Origin of the sequence: Sandarakinorhabdus glacialis (assembly GCF_014643455.1) — a bacterium.
GTDB classification, from domain to species: domain Bacteria; phylum Pseudomonadota; class Alphaproteobacteria; order Sphingomonadales; family Sphingomonadaceae; genus Sandarakinorhabdus; species Sandarakinorhabdus glacialis.
Window position 1 is genome coordinate 238,331 of sequence record NZ_BMJM01000005.1, and the last position, 13,456, is coordinate 251,786.

A 13,456-nucleotide genomic window follows, 5' to 3' on the forward strand; every position below is an offset into this window, starting at 1 on the left:
GTTACTCAGCAGCTTCCTGCAACGGTGGTTCCAACCCCAGCGACGCCGCCTCGGCCACCAGCAGCGCTGCCAGCCCGGTCATCGCGCTCGCCACCGCCGCGAAGCCGGCAGTCGGCGTCATCCGCCCTGTATCGACGTACAGCCCGCGGTCGATCTCGACCTGCACCGCGTGGATCCCCGCCCCCGGCGCACCGTGGAACGCCGTCGTATGCCCACCGGCATAGGGAATATTGCGTCCCACCCGCCAGCCCGCCGCCTGGAAATGCCCCTCGATCATGCTCATCAGCGCCGGCGAGGCGCTCCCCCCGTAACGATCACCGAGCACGATCTGCGGTGGCAGCACGCCGCTGGGCTGCGGCATCGAATGACAATCGATCAATATGGCAAAGCCGTGCCGTGCCCGCGCCCGCGCCAGCAACTCGGCGATGCGGGCGTGCCAGGGCCGGTGCAGCGCCGCCAGCCGCGCCTCCGCCTCCCCCGGCGGCATCCGGCGGCGATAGATGTCGAGGCCTTGTGCGGCGACGCGCGGCACCACGCCGAGTCCCGCCCCGACGCGTTCCGTCTGCCGCGCCGTGATCGGCAATGGCGCGTCGTACATAGCCGGGTCGAGCTCGTCCTCGGCGCGGTTGAGATCGAGAAACGCCCGCCCGTGGCGCGCCGTCAGCACCGGCACGTCGCCGATCCCCTCGAGCAGCGCATCGACCAGCGGGTCCTCCGCTCGCCGCAGCTGCGCCATCGACAGCCGCGACGCCGCGAGGAACGCCGGCGGATAGTCGCGGCCCGAATGCGGCGACGCCATGACCACCGGCCAGCGGCCGTCGCTGTCGCCACTGACACTGAAGCCGGGAAGCATCGAATCGTTCATATTGCAACGTTAGGGGAGGCAAACGCGCCTCGCCAGTGGGCCTCGTGTCACAAAGACCTGCTTTCCGGGTTGCAACCGCGCGCGTGTCCGACTAACAGCCTGCCAACGTGGGCGCGTAGCTCAGTGGTAGAGCACTGTGTTGACATCGCAGGGGTCGTAAGTTCAATTCTTACCGTGCCCACCATTATTCAAGGCCCGCGAAGTCCGACGACTTCGCGGGCTTTTTAATGTCGTCGGTCGATGGCCTGCCAGGGTTGCGGCGCTCGACCTGACAATAGCGGCAATTGCCCTCGGCCGCGCCGCCCGGCAAGGATGCGCCATGAGCAAGCCATATCTCCACGAACACCCGCTTTCGCCCTATGCGCAGAAGAACAAGATCGCCCTTCGGGAAAAGGGCGTCGCCTTCGATTGCGGCGTCCCGAGCGGCTTGGGCGCCGGCGGGGCAGGGGGTGACTTTGTCGCCGCCAACCCGCGCGCCGAGGTGCCGACGTTGATCGACGGCGACGTCCGCGTCTTCGATTCGACGATCATCCAGGACTATATCGAGGACCGCTGGCCCATCCCGGCGCTGCTGCCGGCCGGCGCCGCCGCCCGCGCCCGCGTCCGCATGATCGAGGAGGTCATGGATACCCAGTACGAGGCCACCACTTGGGGCATGATGGAGGTCAAGGTTTTCGGGCGCGCGACGGGCCCGGTCGGCGAGGCGCTGGTGGCGACGGCGATCGCGCAGGTGGCGGGGCTCAACGATTGGCTCGAACGACAGTTGGGCGACGCCGACTGGTTCAACGGCGATGCCTTTGGCTGGGGCGACATCGCCGTGGTGCCGTTCGTCCTCGGCGCGGTCGGGTTCGGCGCGCCGCCGCAGGGCGAGAACCTCAAGGCCTGGCTGGCGCGCTGCATGAAGCGCGACAGCGTCGCGCAAACCGCCGCCGAGGCGCATGCCGCCGCAGCGGTGGTGGCGAAAACCGTCCCCGGCGCCATCGCTTCCGGGGCCTTCAAGCGCGAATACCGCGACCACCGCCTCGAATGGATGATGCGATCGGGTGGGGTCGATGTCGTGCTCGCCGGGCTGGCCGCCGGCAACATCCGCTTCGGCGCTGAAATCAAGTGACCTTCGGCGGGCCCGTCTCGGGCAGTTTCATCTCGCAGCGCTTGCGGCTCCATTATGTCGACTGGGGCAACCCCGAGGCGCCGCCGCTGCTGCTCCTCCACGGCGGCCGCGACCATTGCCGCAACTGGGACTGGGTCGCCGCCGACCTGGCGCGTGACTGGCATGTCATCGCGCCCGACCTGCGCGGCCACGGTGACAGCGGCTGGTCGCCCGACGGCAACTACGCCATGGCGGCCTTCGTCTATGACCTGGCGCAGCTGATCCACCAGAAGGACATGGCGCCGCTGTCGATCATCGCCCATTCGCTCGGCGGCAATATCGCGCTGCGCTACGCCGGGCTGTATCCCGACAAGGTGGCGAAACTCATCGCCATCGAAGGACTCGGGCCATCCCCCAAGATGCTCGCCGAGCGCGGCGTCCGCGACCCCGCCGAACGGATGCGCAACTGGATCACCGAGCAGCGCGACCTGTCCCGCCGCCTGCCCAAGCGCTATGCCGTCATCGGCGAGGCGCTGGCCCGCATGCAGGCCGAGAACAAGCACCTCAATGCCGAACAGGCGCGCCACCTGACGGTCCACGGCATGCTGCAGAACGAGGACGGCAGCTGGAGCTGGAAGTTCGACAATTACGTGCGGTCGTTTTCGGGCGTCGATATTCCTTACGCCGATCTCGAGAAGCTGTGGAGCGCGATTACGTGTCCGACGCTGTTGGTTTATGGGGCTGAGAGTTGGGCTTCGAATCCGGAGACGGATGGGCGGCTGAAGCACTTCAATACGGCGACGGTGTCGTCGTATGAGCGGGCCGGGCATTGGGTGCACCATGACCGGACGGCGGATTTTATCGCGGAGGCGAGGGGGTTTCTGACTTCCTGACTTGCCCTCCCCCTTGAGGGGGGAGGCGACTCGCGCTTCTTGGCGCGGCGGGTGGGGGTGTGCTCTTGCGCCGACAGGGGACCACCCCCACCCGGGCCGCGAAGACGCGTCTCTCGCCTCCCCCCTTGAGGGGGAGGACAAGGTTAATGCCCCGCCAGTTCCTGCCCGGTCAGCCGCACCACATGGACGACATTCGTCGTCCCCGGTGTCGAAAACGGCACCCCGGCAATCAGCACGATCGCATCGCCGCCTTTCGCCAGCCGCGTTCGCAGCGCCATGCGCTTGGCCTTTTCGACCATCTCCTCGAACCCGGCGACATCGCGTGTCACCACCGCGTTGACACCCCAGACCAGCCCCATCCGCCGCGCCGTGGCGATCCGCGGCGTCAGGCACAGCACCGGCACAGCCGCACGGTGGCGCGCTGCCCGCCGCGCCGTCGAACCGCTGATGGTGAAGCAGACGATCGCCTTGGCCCCGATGGTCCGGCTGATCGATGCCGCCGCCTCCGACATGGCATCGGCCGTCGTCTCGCCGGCCGCCAGCCCGGTATAATGCACCCGCCCGAAATAGCCCGGATCGGCCTCCACCTCGCGCGCGATGGCGTCCATCATCGACACCGCCTCGACCGGGAACTTGCCCGCGGCGCTTTCGGCCGAGAGCATAACCGCATCGGCGCCGTCATAGATCGCCGTCGCCACGTCGGACACTTCGGCACGCGTCGGTGACGGGCTGAGGATCATCGATTCGAGCATCTGCGTCGCCACCACCACCGGCTTGCCGAGTGCGCGCGCCATCGCGACGATGCGCTTTTGCGCCGGCGGCACCTGCTGCGGCGGCAATTCGACCCCCAGGTCGCCGCGCGCCACCATGACCGCATCGGCCAGCTCGAGGATCTCCGCCAGTCGCTCGAGCGCTGCCGGCTTTTCGATCTTGGCGAGCAAAGCCGCCTTGCCGCCGATCAACTGCCGCGCCTCGGCGACATCCTCGGGCCGCTGGACAAAGCTCAGCCCGATCCAGTCGACGCCGTGTTCGAGCGCAAAGGTCAGGTCGGCGCGGTCCTTTGGCGTCAGCGCCGGCAACGGCACCACCACGTCGGGAACGTTGACGCCCTTGTTGTCCGAAATCTTGCCGCCGACCTCGACGATGCAGTCGATCGCGTCGGGTGCGACAGACTTCACCCGCAACACCAGCTTGCCGTCGTCGACCAGCAGCCGCGCGCCGGGCTGCAACGCTGCGAACAATTCCTTGTGGGGCAGGACGACCCGCGTCCCGTCGCCCGGTGTTTCGCTACGGTCGAACCGAAAGCGCGCGCCATTCTCCAGCATCGCCGAGCCGCCGGCAAAGCGCCCGACGCGCAGCTTGGGCCCCTGCAGATCGGCGAGGATCGTCAATGGCTTGCCGTGCGATTTCTCGACGGCACGGATGGCGGCGATGAACGCCCCGCGGCTTTCCGGCGTGCCGTGGCTCATGTTGACGCGAAACGCGTCGGCACCGGCTTCGAGCAGCGCGCCGATCATCGCTTCGCTGTCCGAAGCCGGCCCCAGTGTCGCCAACACCTTGACGCGCCGGCCGCGCGGTTGGAGATGGTGGGTCATGAATTGATCCTGCGCTTCGGTACGGTGGCTTGCCCCTTAGCCGCTCGTTGAAGCCAGCGCCACGGGAGAACCCAATGTCCGATGCCTTTACCGACGATTCGGTGCGCGACCGTATCGAAGCCGCTGCTTTTCGCCGTTTGATGGCGCATCTGCGCGCCCGTACCGACGTGCAGAATGTCGATTTGATGGGGGTTGGCGGTTTTTGCCGCAACTGCCTGGGCGACTGGCTTCACGAGGCCGCGGCCGAGGCCGGCGTGTCGCTAGAGCATTCCGCGGCGCGCAGCCATGTCTATGGGATGCACCAGTCCGACTGGAAAACGCAGCATCAGACCGAAGCGACGCCGAAGCAGCTGGCACGCATGGCGGGGTCGCTGGAGCGGAACAAGCTGGCGGGGCTGTAACTTTTTTTCGTCACCCCGCTTTTTCCCCGTCACCCCGGCGAAGGCCGGGGCCCATCTCCTGCACGTTCCGGAGATGGGCCCCGGCCTTCGCCGGGGTGACGCTCCCGGAAACAACCACCCCCTTTGCAACCACCCCCGTCCGCGCTAACCCCGCCCGACCAATCCACGGAGCAACCATGAACGAAAATGCTTCCGCCGAGCAGCTGCGGCTGTTCATCGAGCGGATCGAGACCCTTGAAGAAGAGAAAAAGGGCATCGCCGACGACATCAAGGACGTTTACGCCGAAGCCAAGGGCACCGGATTCGACGCCAAGACGATGAAAGCCATCGTCCGCCTGCGCAAGATGGAAGCCGCCGCCCGCCAGGAAGCCGAAGCCCTGCTCGACACCTACAAGACCGCACTCGGCCTGATCGACTAACGATCCTTGCTTCCCCCCTCCCTATTTCTAGGGAGGGGTCGGGGGCGGGTCCTTACTTACTTTTCCGTATCGCTGCGCTAAGACTCGCAAAACGCCCCGGGGATTTCGCCATGCAGACGCGCCTCACCATCAACGGCACCGACCATAGCCGCGACGTCGCCCCGGCGACCTTGCTGGTCGACCTGCTCCGCGACGAACTCGGCCTGACCGGCACCCATATCGGCTGCGACACCAGCCAGTGCGGCGCCTGCAACGTCCTTGTGGGCGGCGAGGCGGTCAAGAGTTGCACCATCCTGGCGGCACAAGTCGACGGCAAGGCGATCACCACCATCGAAGGCATCGCGTCAGGCGAAACCCTCCACCCGATGCAGGCCGCCTTCCGCGAGCATCACGGCCTGCAATGCGGTTTCTGCACGCCGGGCATGGTCATCGCCGGTCTCGAGATCGTCCGCCGCCACGGAACGGACGTGAGCGCCGAGACGATCACCCATGATCTCGAGGGCAACCTCTGCCGCTGCACCGGCTATGTAAACATCGTGAAGGCCATTCAGGCCGGCGCCCGCGCCATGGGGGAACAAGCTCATGCGTGATTTCGACTACTCCCGCCCAACGTCGCTTGCCGACGCAGCCGCCGCCTTCGCCAACGGAGGCGAAGCCGCCTTCATCGCCGGCGGCCACACGCTGCTCCCGGCGATCAAGTCCCGCCTGCGCATGCCCGACACGATCATCGACCTGTCGGCAATCCCCGGCCTGACCGGCGTAAGCCGCGAAGCCGACACCCTCTGGGTCGGCGCGATGACCACCCACGCCGTCGTCGCGCTCGAAGCCGGCGTCATTTCCGGCCTTGCCCAGATGGCCGCGCTTATCGGTGATCCGCAGGTTCGCAATCGCGGCACCATTGGCGGCGTCATCGCCAACAACGACCCGTCGGCCGACTATCCCGCCGCGCTGGTTGCGCTGGATGCCACTGTCGAAACCGACCGCGCCAGCTATGCCGCCGACGATTTCTTCCAGGGCATGTTCAGCACCGCGCTCGCCGACGGCGAGATCGTCACCCGCATCGGCTTCAAGATTCCGCAAGCCTCGGCCTATGCCAAGTTCCGCAACCCTGCCTCGCGCTACGCCGTCGCCGGCGTGTTTGTCGCGCGCTTCGGTTCGGCCGTCCGCGTCGCCGTTACCGGAGCCGGCCCCGCCGTCTTTCGCTGGCCCGAAGCCGAAGCCGCACTATCTGCCGATTTCAAGCCCGCCGCCGTCGCCGGGCTCAGGCTGGACGACAGCGACCTCAACACCGACATCCACGCCAGCGCCGAATTCCGCGCGCACCTCGTCGGCGTCATGCTGGCAAAGGCCATAACGGACGCGCGCTAATCTTGCGCCCGCCCCCAATGCTGGCCTAGAGCCTGCCACATGGCTGGTCATTCCAAATTCAAGAACATCATGCACCGCAAGGGTGCGCAGGACAAAAAGCGCTCGTCGCTGTTCTCCAAACTGTCGCGCGAAATTACTGTCGCCGCGAAAATGGGCCTGCCCGATCCGGCAATGAACGCCCGGCTGCGCGCCGCGGTCGTCACGGCGCGGCAGGGCGGCATGCCCAAGGACAATATCGAGCGTGCCATCAAGAAGGCCGAAGGCGCCGACGGCGAGAATTACGAGGAAGTCCGCTATGAAGGCTTCGGCCCCGGCGGCGTCTCGCTGATCATCGAGACCCTGACCGACAACCGCAACCGCACCGCCACCAATGTCCGCACCGCGGTCGCCAAGAACGGCGGCAACCTGGGCGCTTCGGGCTCGGTAAGCCATGGTTTCGAGCGGCTCGGGCTGATCTCTTATCCGGTGAAGGCCGGCGATCCCGAAAAGATTTTCGAAGCCGCCCTCGACGCCGGCGCCGACGATGTCCAGTCCTCCGAGGACGGCCACGAGATCTGGACCGCCGTCGACGGCATGCACGACGTCGCCAAGGCGCTCGAAAAGGCGCTTGGGGAGCCGGAAGGCATCAAGCTGGCGTGGAAGCCCGGTGTGATGGTGACCGTTGGTGAGGGCGACGCGGCGACGCTGATGAAGCTCATCGACGCGCTGGATGACGACGACGACGTGCAGACCGTCTGGGGCAATTACGACGTGCCGGAAGACGTGCTGGCGAAACTTTAGGAGCGGACTTGCCACCGCGCATCCTGCCCCGCCTGCGCGAATACGCCGAAACCATGCGGCACGAGCCGACGCCGTTCGAACGCAAGCTCTGGCATGAACTCAGCGCCAGCCGTCTCGACGGCCTCAAGTTCCGCCGCCAGTCGGTTTTCGGCAACGTGATCGTGGATTTTTACTGCCCGATGGCATCGCTCATCGTCGAGATCGACGGTGGCACGCACGATACCACGCGGGACGCGGTGCGAGACGCCAACTTCGCCAGCAAGGGCTTGAAAGTGCTCCGCTTCAGCAATCAGCAAGTCGGCGAAAACCTGCCCGGCGTCCTCCAAACTATCCTCACTGAAGCCGAACCCCGCCGCAAGGACCGCAATACTCCCCTCCCTTCTTCAAGGGAGGGGCTGGGGGTGGGTGACTCTGCGGAAAACGCCAGCGCGCCAAAAGACTCACCCACCCCCAACCCCTCCCTTGAAGAAGGGAGGGGAGTTTGAGAATGATCATCCTCGGCCTCGACCCCGGCCTCGCCGCCACCGGCTGGGGCATCATTCACTCCGAAGGCAACCGCCTCCGCCACATCGCCCACGGCACCGTGAAAACCCACGCCTCCGAGCCGCTGGCCGACCGCCTGCTCACCCTCTACGCTGGCCTCGAAACCGTCATCGCCGCGCACCACTGCGTCGAAGCCGCCATCGAGGAAGTCTTCGTCAACGTGAACCCGCAATCGACCCTCAAGCTCGGCCAGGCGCGCGGCGTCGTCATGCTCGCCGCCGCGCGCGCCGGGCTGCCGGTCGCCGAATACGCCACCCGCCTGATCAAGAAGGCCATCGTCGGCACCGGCGCCGCCGACAAGGCGCAGGTCCACGCCATGGTCGAGCGGCTATTGCCGGGCACCAAGGTTACCGGCGCCGACGCCGCCGACGCCCTCGCTGTTGCGATTTCGCACGCCCACCTGCGTGCGCATCTGGCGCTGACCGCGCGCATCAAGGCGACCGCATGATTGCGAAACTCCGCGGCCTGCTCGACAGCGCCGGCGCCGACACCTGCATCATCGACGTGGGCGGCGTCGGCTACCTCGTCAGCGCCTCGACCAAGACGCTGGGTGCGCTTGCCCCTGGGCCGGTGACGCTGCACATCGAAACCCAGGTCCGCGAGGACGCCATTCAGCTTTTCGGCTTCGTCTCGGTGTCGGAGCGCGACAGTTTCCGCCTGCTCACAACCGTGCAAGGTGTTGGCGGCCGTGTTGCCCTGGCCATCCTCTCGGTGCTCGGGCCGGATGAACTTGCCCACGCCATTGCTGCTTCGGATACTGCCAGCATTGCGCGCGCCAATGGGGTTGGGCCCAAGCTCGCCGCGCGGATCGCCAATGAGTTGAAGGGCAAGTTCGGCGCCGTCGCGCTGGGGACCTCCGCGCCGCTCCCGGTCGGCAGCAAGCGCGGCGACATAGCCGACGCGCTGACGGCGCTGGCGGGACTGGGATTCAAGCCGATGGATGCTAGCCGGGCTGTTGCTGAAGCCCAGGCCGAACTCGGGGACGGCGCAGGGGTGAGCGAACTTATCCGCGTCGCGCTCAGGAAATCAGCGCGGTAAGCTACAAAACCTCCGGGCTTCCCCCACCCCGATCTCTTCCCCGCCACCTCAGCCTGTTCTCTCCTCGTCACCCCATTTCTTCCCCGTCACCCCGGCGAAGGCCGGGGCCCATCTCCTGCATGTCCCGGAGATGGGCCCCGGCCTTCGCCGGGGTGACGGGCAGAAAAGCGTGCGCGAGCGTCAACCCGCAATTGTCGAATGCGAGCACCCAACCCTCAACCGCTAACCCCCCCCCAAACATCCCCATAAAGCCGCAACAAATTCCCCCCCAGCACCTTCTCGATCCGCCCCGCCGGCCATCGGTCCTTCTCCAGCGCCGCAACCAGCAACCCAAATCGCCGATGCGTGTCCAGATCCGGAATAATCGTGAACACATCCGGCCCTTCGCCCGGCGCCGCTATCCCCCGTGCCACCCGGTCCCGGTTCTCCGCCGCCTGTTTGCGCCGCCGCTCCGCATCGATCACCGTCTTCGGCAACACCCCATCGGTGCCGATCCCGACATGATCTTCCCCGCACACATCGACCGCGTGCCGCATGTGCCGCACCAGGTCGGCCGCGAACGGCTTGCTGTTCGCCACCAGGAACGGCATCCAGTAGATCCCGACGACGCCGCCCTTGTTGGCCACCGCCTTTAATTCCGCATCCCACACGTTGCGCGGATTGTCGTGGAGCGACCGGCACCCCGTATGGCTGATCGTCATCGGCCGGGTCGTTGCCGCGATTGCCTCCGCGATCGTCCGCTGCCCGCCGTGCGACAGGTCGAGCAGCAGCTTCTCCTTCTCGATCCGCGCGATCGTCGCCCGCCCCAGCTTCGACAGCCCGGCGTTCGCGGGCTCCAGCGAGCCGTCCCCCGACAGGTTCCGCAGATTATACGTCAGCTGCACGACCCGTACGCCGAGCCCCTGCATGATTCCGAGCCGATCGAGGTCAAGCCCGACCATCGAGGTATCCTGCGTCCCCATCACGATGGCGATCTTGCCCGCAACCTTCGCGGCGCGAATATCCGCCGCCGTCCGCCCGGTTACAAACGTTCCCGGACTGGCGTCGATGATCCGGTTGTGGATCGACACGCCCTCCTGCACCGCGTCCCACCCCGTCCGCGCATTGCCGACCTCGCCGATCGTCACCTGGATTGCCGACAGGCCGCTTTCGCGATAATCGCGCACGGCTCGCGGCGACAGCGCGAAATCGCCCTCCTTGCCGTCGGGGTCGGCGATCCCGGTCAGGCCGTCGATGATGATCCCCGGGTTGGCCGCCCGCGCCATTCCCGGCAACACCGCCGCCAACGCCGCAGCACCCAGTATCCCGCGTCTTGTCAGCATTATTCCCCCATTTTGTGCAACGATAGCTACAACCGCCATCACCCGCTAGACAGGGCCATAATGACCGACACGCCTCTCAGCCCGCAGCGCAAGCCCGACGATATCGACGCGGCGCTGCGCCCGAAAACCCTCCATGAATTCATCGGGCAGGAGGCCCTGCGCGCCAATCTCGCGGTCTTCGTCGCCGCCGCGAAACAGCGCGGCGAACCCCTCGACCATGTCCTGCTCCACGGCCCGCCCGGCCTCGGCAAGACGACGCTGGCGCAGATCGTCGCCCGCGAACTCGGCGTCGGCTTCCGCGCCACCTCGGGGCCGGTGATCGCCAAGGCGGGCGACCTAGCCGCGCTGTTGACCAATCTCGATCACCACGACGTCCTGTTCATCGACGAGATCCACCGCCTGGCGCCAGCCGTCGAGGAAATCCTCTACCCGGCGATGGAGGACCGCGTCCTCGACCTGATGATCGGCGAGGGTCCGTCCGCCCGCTCGGTCCGCATCGACCTGCCGCATTTCACCCTCGTCGGCGCCACCACCCGCGCCGGGCTGCTCACCACACCGCTGCGCGACCGCTTCGGCATCCCGCTGCGGCTGGTGTTTTACACTACCGAGGAGCTGACTCGCGTCGTCACCCGCGCCGCTGCATTGCTCGGCCTGGACCTCACCCCGGACGGCGCCCGCGAGATAGCCGGCCGCGCCCGGGGCACGCCGCGCATCGCCGGTCGCCTGCTGCGCCGGGTCCGCGATTTCGCCTCCGCCGCCGGCACCAGCACCGTCGACCGCACCGCCGCCGACCGCGCCCTCAACCGCCTCGAAGTCGACAATCTCGGCCTCGACGCGATGGACCGCCGTTACCTGATGATGATCGCCGACATTTATCGCGGCGGGCCGGTCGGGGTCGAAACCCTCGCCGCCGGGCTGTCGGAGGCCCGCGACACGATCGAGGAAGTCATCGAGCCCTTCCTCATCCAGTCCGGCCTCGTCGCCCGCACGGCGCGCGGCCGCATGCTCAACCCCGGCGCCTGGAAGCACCTTGGCCTGACCCCGCCTGCCGGCGTGCCGGTGCAACTGCCGCTGCTCGACGAAGATATCCTCTGACGCCTAAGGACATCTTCCAACCTGTCATCCCGGGCTTGGCCCGGGACCCAGTTGCTTCTCCGCGCAGATAGAAACTGGGTCCCGGGCCAAGCCCGGGATGACAGCATGGCTCTACCTCCGCAGCCCACCCGGCGCCGCTCATCGCCTTCCCCGCTTGATGGCACCGCCATTTCGCGGCTACACGGCACCATGACCAATCCGCGCACGCTTTATGCAAAGATCTGGGACGATCACATCGTCCGCCGCCTCGACGACGGCACCGCGCTGATCTTCATCGATCGCCATCTCATCCACGAAGTTACGACGCCCCAGGCTTTTGAGAGCCTGCGGCTGGCTGGCCGCCGCCTGCGCCGCCCCGACCTCACCCTCGCCGTGCCCGATCACAATGTCCCGACGACGGCGCGCAACCTGCCGATCCTCGACCCGATGTCGAAGGCGCAGCTCGATGCGCTGACGCAGAATTGCGCCGATTTCGGCGTCGAGATGATCGCCGTCGACGCCCCCGAACAGGGCATCGTCCACGTCATCGGCCCCGAACAGGGCTTCACCCTGCCGGGCACCACGATCGTCTGCGGCGACAGCCACACCGCCACGCATGGGGCGTTCGGAGCCTTGGCATTCGGCATTGGCACCTCCGAAGTCGAGCATGTCTTCGCCACGCAAACGCTGCTGCTGCGCCAGTCGAAGGCGATGGAAGTCCGCATCACCGGCAAACTGGGTTTCTCGATCTCGCCCAAGGACGTCGCCATGGCGGTCATCGGCCGCCTCGGTACCGGCGGCGGCACCGGCTATGTCATCGAATATACGGGCGAAATCATCCGCAACATGAGCATGGAAGGCCGCATGACGGTCTGCAACATGGCCATCGAAGCCGGCGCGCGGGCAGGGCTGGTGGCGCCCGACCAGAAGACCTTCGACTATGTCACCGGGCGCCCGCGCGCGCCAAAGGGCGCGGAACTCGAAGCCGCCATCGCCTGGTGGTCGCAGCTGCCCAGCGACGAAGGCGCCGTCTATGACGAGACCATCATCATCGACGGCAGCGCCATCGCACCCTTGGTGACATGGGGTACCAGCCCCGAGGACGTCATCGCCATCGGCGACAGCGTGCCCGCCCCCGACAGCTTCGCCGACCCCGGCAAGCGCGCCGCCGCCGCGAAAAGCCTCGAATATATGGGGTTGGCGGCGGGCACCCGCATGGCCGATGTCATGGTCGAAAACGTCTTCATCGGCAGCTGCACCAACAGCCGCATCGAGGACCTGCGCGTCGCCGCCGCCGTTGCAAAAGGCCGGCATGTGGCTGCCCATATCAAGCAAGCCCTCGTCGTCCCCGGCTCGGGCCTCGTCAAACGCCAGGCCGAGGCCGAGGGCCTCGACCGCATCTTCATCGACGCCGGCTTCGACTGGCGCGAACCCGGCTGCTCGATGTGCCTAGGCATGAACCCCGACCAGGTCCCCGCCGGCGAACGCTGCGCCAGCACCAGCAACCGCAACTTCGTCGGCCGGCAAGGGGTGGGGGCGAGAACGCACCTCGTTTCACCGGCCATGGCCGCCGCCGCTGCGATTACCGGACACCTGACGGATGTGCGGGATTTTATGAGGTGAAGAGTTCGTCATGCTGAACTTGTTTCAGCATCCATCGTCCCGCAAAGCCAAATCAACGCACTTACGGACCACTCCACCCGCCAAGCGCATTAAAGGGACCAAAATGCGCCAGCCGGTCACCTACATCATGGCCAGCCAACCCCGCGGCACCCTCTACATCGGCGTTACCTCGAACCTGGCCCAGCGCCTCCAACAACATCGCAACGACCTCATCCAAGGCTTCACGTCGCGATATGGTGTCCACCGCCTCGTCCTCGCCGAAAATCAGGCCACCATGCCGATTGCGATTGCCCGTGAAAAACAGCCCAAGAACTGGCACCGCGATTGGAAGATCAACCTGATCGAAGCGAGCAACCCCCATTGGATCGACCTCGCAGAAGCCTGGAACCTTGCGCCGCCGTTAAAGTAACGCTCCGCCACCAATCGTTCGTCATGCCGAACTTGT

General features: G+C 66.6%; 16 protein-coding genes and 1 tRNA gene. 14 read left to right on the plus strand and 3 right to left on the minus strand.

What is annotated here, in order from left to right; translation table 11 throughout:
• Position 1: 1 nt before the first annotated feature.
• Positions 2-865: an N-formylglutamate amidohydrolase gene (locus IEW98_RS09265; protein WP_188762650.1), complete on the minus strand. Its 864-nt coding sequence runs from the start codon at positions 863-865 to the stop codon at positions 2-4.
• A 109-nt stretch (positions 866-974) separates the two neighbouring features.
• Between IEW98_RS09265 and IEW98_RS09270 the strand changes: the two genes are divergently transcribed.
• The 3 genes from IEW98_RS09270 to IEW98_RS09280 all read left to right on the plus strand — a co-directional run bounded on the left by IEW98_RS09270 (position 975) and on the right by IEW98_RS09280 (position 2,848).
• Positions 975-1,049, plus strand: a tRNA-Val gene (locus IEW98_RS09270).
• A 135-nt stretch (positions 1,050-1,184) separates the two neighbouring features.
• Positions 1,185-1,976, plus strand: a complete 792-nt coding sequence (locus tag IEW98_RS09275; RefSeq protein ID WP_188762651.1) for a glutathione S-transferase family protein — start codon at positions 1,185-1,187, stop codon at positions 1,974-1,976.
• A complete protein-coding gene (locus IEW98_RS09280; protein WP_188762652.1) occupies positions 1,973-2,848 on the plus strand; it encodes an alpha/beta fold hydrolase in 876 nt (291 codons plus the stop codon). The genes IEW98_RS09275 and IEW98_RS09280 overlap by 4 nt, the downstream gene beginning before the upstream one ends.
• A 143-nt stretch (positions 2,849-2,991) precedes the next feature.
• On the opposite strand, the gene pyk is transcribed toward IEW98_RS09280, so the two are convergent.
• Positions 2,992-4,443 carry a pyruvate kinase gene (gene pyk / locus IEW98_RS09285; RefSeq protein WP_188762653.1) on the minus strand — a complete coding sequence of 484 codons (1,452 nt, stop codon included), beginning with the start codon at positions 4,441-4,443 and terminating at the stop codon, positions 2,992-2,994.
• Between the two features lie 74 nt (positions 4,444-4,517).
• Between pyk and IEW98_RS09290 the strand changes: the two genes are divergently transcribed.
• The 8 genes from IEW98_RS09290 to ruvA all read left to right on the plus strand — a co-directional run bounded on the left by IEW98_RS09290 (position 4,518) and on the right by ruvA (position 8,992).
• Positions 4,518-4,844 carry a DUF1244 domain-containing protein gene (locus IEW98_RS09290; RefSeq protein ID WP_188762654.1) on the plus strand — a complete coding sequence of 109 codons (327 nt, stop codon included), beginning with the start codon at positions 4,518-4,520 and terminating at the stop codon, positions 4,842-4,844.
• Positions 4,845-5,020: 176 nt separating this feature from the next.
• Positions 5,021-5,263: a DUF2312 domain-containing protein gene (locus IEW98_RS09295; protein ID WP_188762655.1), complete on the plus strand. Its 243-nt coding sequence runs from the start codon at positions 5,021-5,023 to the stop codon at positions 5,261-5,263.
• 110 nt (positions 5,264-5,373) lie between these two features.
• On the plus strand, positions 5,374-5,853 hold the full coding sequence (locus IEW98_RS09300) for a (2Fe-2S)-binding protein (protein ID WP_188762656.1): 480 nt from the start codon (positions 5,374-5,376) through the stop codon (positions 5,851-5,853).
• Positions 5,846-6,631, plus strand: a complete 786-nt coding sequence (locus IEW98_RS09305; RefSeq protein ID WP_188762657.1) for an FAD binding domain-containing protein — start codon at positions 5,846-5,848, stop codon at positions 6,629-6,631. Before IEW98_RS09300 ends, IEW98_RS09305 begins: the two co-directional genes overlap by 8 nt.
• 39 nt (positions 6,632-6,670) lie before the next feature.
• On the plus strand, positions 6,671-7,411 hold the full coding sequence (locus IEW98_RS09310) for a YebC/PmpR family DNA-binding transcriptional regulator (RefSeq protein WP_188762658.1): 741 nt from the start codon (positions 6,671-6,673) through the stop codon (positions 7,409-7,411).
• An 8-nt stretch (positions 7,412-7,419) separates the two neighbouring features.
• On the plus strand, positions 7,420-7,896 hold the full coding sequence (locus IEW98_RS09315) for an endonuclease domain-containing protein (RefSeq protein ID WP_188762659.1): 477 nt from the start codon (positions 7,420-7,422) through the stop codon (positions 7,894-7,896).
• 2 nt (positions 7,897-7,898) lie between these two features.
• Entirely contained in the window at positions 7,899-8,402 is a 504-nt protein-coding gene (gene ruvC / locus IEW98_RS09320; protein ID WP_188762660.1) for a crossover junction endodeoxyribonuclease RuvC, read from the plus strand.
• A complete protein-coding gene (gene ruvA, locus IEW98_RS09325; RefSeq protein WP_188762661.1) occupies positions 8,399-8,992 on the plus strand; it encodes a Holliday junction branch migration protein RuvA in 594 nt (197 codons plus the stop codon). The genes ruvC and ruvA overlap by 4 nt, the downstream gene beginning before the upstream one ends.
• 215 nt (positions 8,993-9,207) lie before the next feature.
• Here the strand turns inward: ruvA and IEW98_RS09330 are convergent, their stop codons facing one another.
• Complete coding sequence (locus IEW98_RS09330) at positions 9,208-10,314, minus strand: dipeptidase (protein ID WP_188762662.1); 1,107 nt, start codon at positions 10,312-10,314, stop codon at positions 9,208-9,210.
• Positions 10,315-10,374: 60 nt separating this feature from the next.
• Between IEW98_RS09330 and ruvB the strand changes: the two genes are divergently transcribed.
• The 3 genes from ruvB to IEW98_RS09345 all read left to right on the plus strand — a co-directional run bounded on the left by ruvB (position 10,375) and on the right by IEW98_RS09345 (position 13,420).
• Positions 10,375-11,409, plus strand: coding sequence for a Holliday junction branch migration DNA helicase RuvB (gene ruvB, locus IEW98_RS09335; RefSeq protein ID WP_188762663.1), 1,035 nt, complete (start codon positions 10,375-10,377; stop codon positions 11,407-11,409).
• A gap of 189 nt (positions 11,410-11,598) precedes the next feature.
• The gene (gene leuC, locus IEW98_RS09340) at positions 11,599-13,011 is read left to right on the plus strand and encodes a 3-isopropylmalate dehydratase large subunit (protein ID WP_188762664.1); all 1,413 of its coding nucleotides are present in this window, start codon (positions 11,599-11,601) and stop codon (positions 13,009-13,011) included.
• Positions 13,012-13,114: 103 nt separating this feature from the next.
• Complete coding sequence (locus IEW98_RS09345) at positions 13,115-13,420, plus strand: GIY-YIG nuclease family protein (protein ID WP_243450658.1); 306 nt, start codon at positions 13,115-13,117, stop codon at positions 13,418-13,420.
• Positions 13,421-13,456 lie beyond the last annotated feature (36 nt).

What these genes read in the sequence shown, in the direction of transcription:
- IEW98_RS09265 (WP_188762650.1), bottom strand. Translation starts at nt 865, where the DNA reads ATGAACGATTCGATGCTTCCCGGCTTCAGTGTCAGTGGCGACAGCGAC.
- IEW98_RS09275 (WP_188762651.1), top strand. Translation starts at nt 1,185, where the DNA reads ATGAGCAAGCCATATCTCCACGAACACCCGCTTTCGCCCTATGCGCAG.
- pyk (WP_188762653.1), bottom strand. Translation starts at nt 4,443, where the DNA reads ATGACCCACCATCTCCAACCGCGCGGCCGGCGCGTCAAGGTGTTGGCG.
- IEW98_RS09290 (WP_188762654.1), top strand. Translation starts at nt 4,518, where the DNA reads ATGTCCGATGCCTTTACCGACGATTCGGTGCGCGACCGTATCGAAGCC.
- IEW98_RS09295 (WP_188762655.1), top strand. Translation starts at nt 5,021, where the DNA reads ATGAACGAAAATGCTTCCGCCGAGCAGCTGCGGCTGTTCATCGAGCGG.
- IEW98_RS09300 (WP_188762656.1), top strand. Translation starts at nt 5,374, where the DNA reads ATGCAGACGCGCCTCACCATCAACGGCACCGACCATAGCCGCGACGTC.
- IEW98_RS09305 (WP_188762657.1), top strand. Translation starts at nt 5,846, where the DNA reads ATGCGTGATTTCGACTACTCCCGCCCAACGTCGCTTGCCGACGCAGCC.
- IEW98_RS09310 (WP_188762658.1), top strand. Translation starts at nt 6,671, where the DNA reads ATGGCTGGTCATTCCAAATTCAAGAACATCATGCACCGCAAGGGTGCG.
- ruvC (WP_188762660.1), top strand. Translation starts at nt 7,899, where the DNA reads ATGATCATCCTCGGCCTCGACCCCGGCCTCGCCGCCACCGGCTGGGGC.
- ruvA (WP_188762661.1), top strand. Translation starts at nt 8,399, where the DNA reads ATGATTGCGAAACTCCGCGGCCTGCTCGACAGCGCCGGCGCCGACACC.
- IEW98_RS09330 (WP_188762662.1), bottom strand. Translation starts at nt 10,314, where the DNA reads ATGCTGACAAGACGCGGGATACTGGGTGCTGCGGCGTTGGCGGCGGTG.
- ruvB (WP_188762663.1), top strand. Translation starts at nt 10,375, where the DNA reads ATGACCGACACGCCTCTCAGCCCGCAGCGCAAGCCCGACGATATCGAC.
- leuC (WP_188762664.1), top strand. Translation starts at nt 11,599, where the DNA reads ATGACCAATCCGCGCACGCTTTATGCAAAGATCTGGGACGATCACATC.
- IEW98_RS09345 (WP_243450658.1), top strand. Translation starts at nt 13,115, where the DNA reads ATGCGCCAGCCGGTCACCTACATCATGGCCAGCCAACCCCGCGGCACC.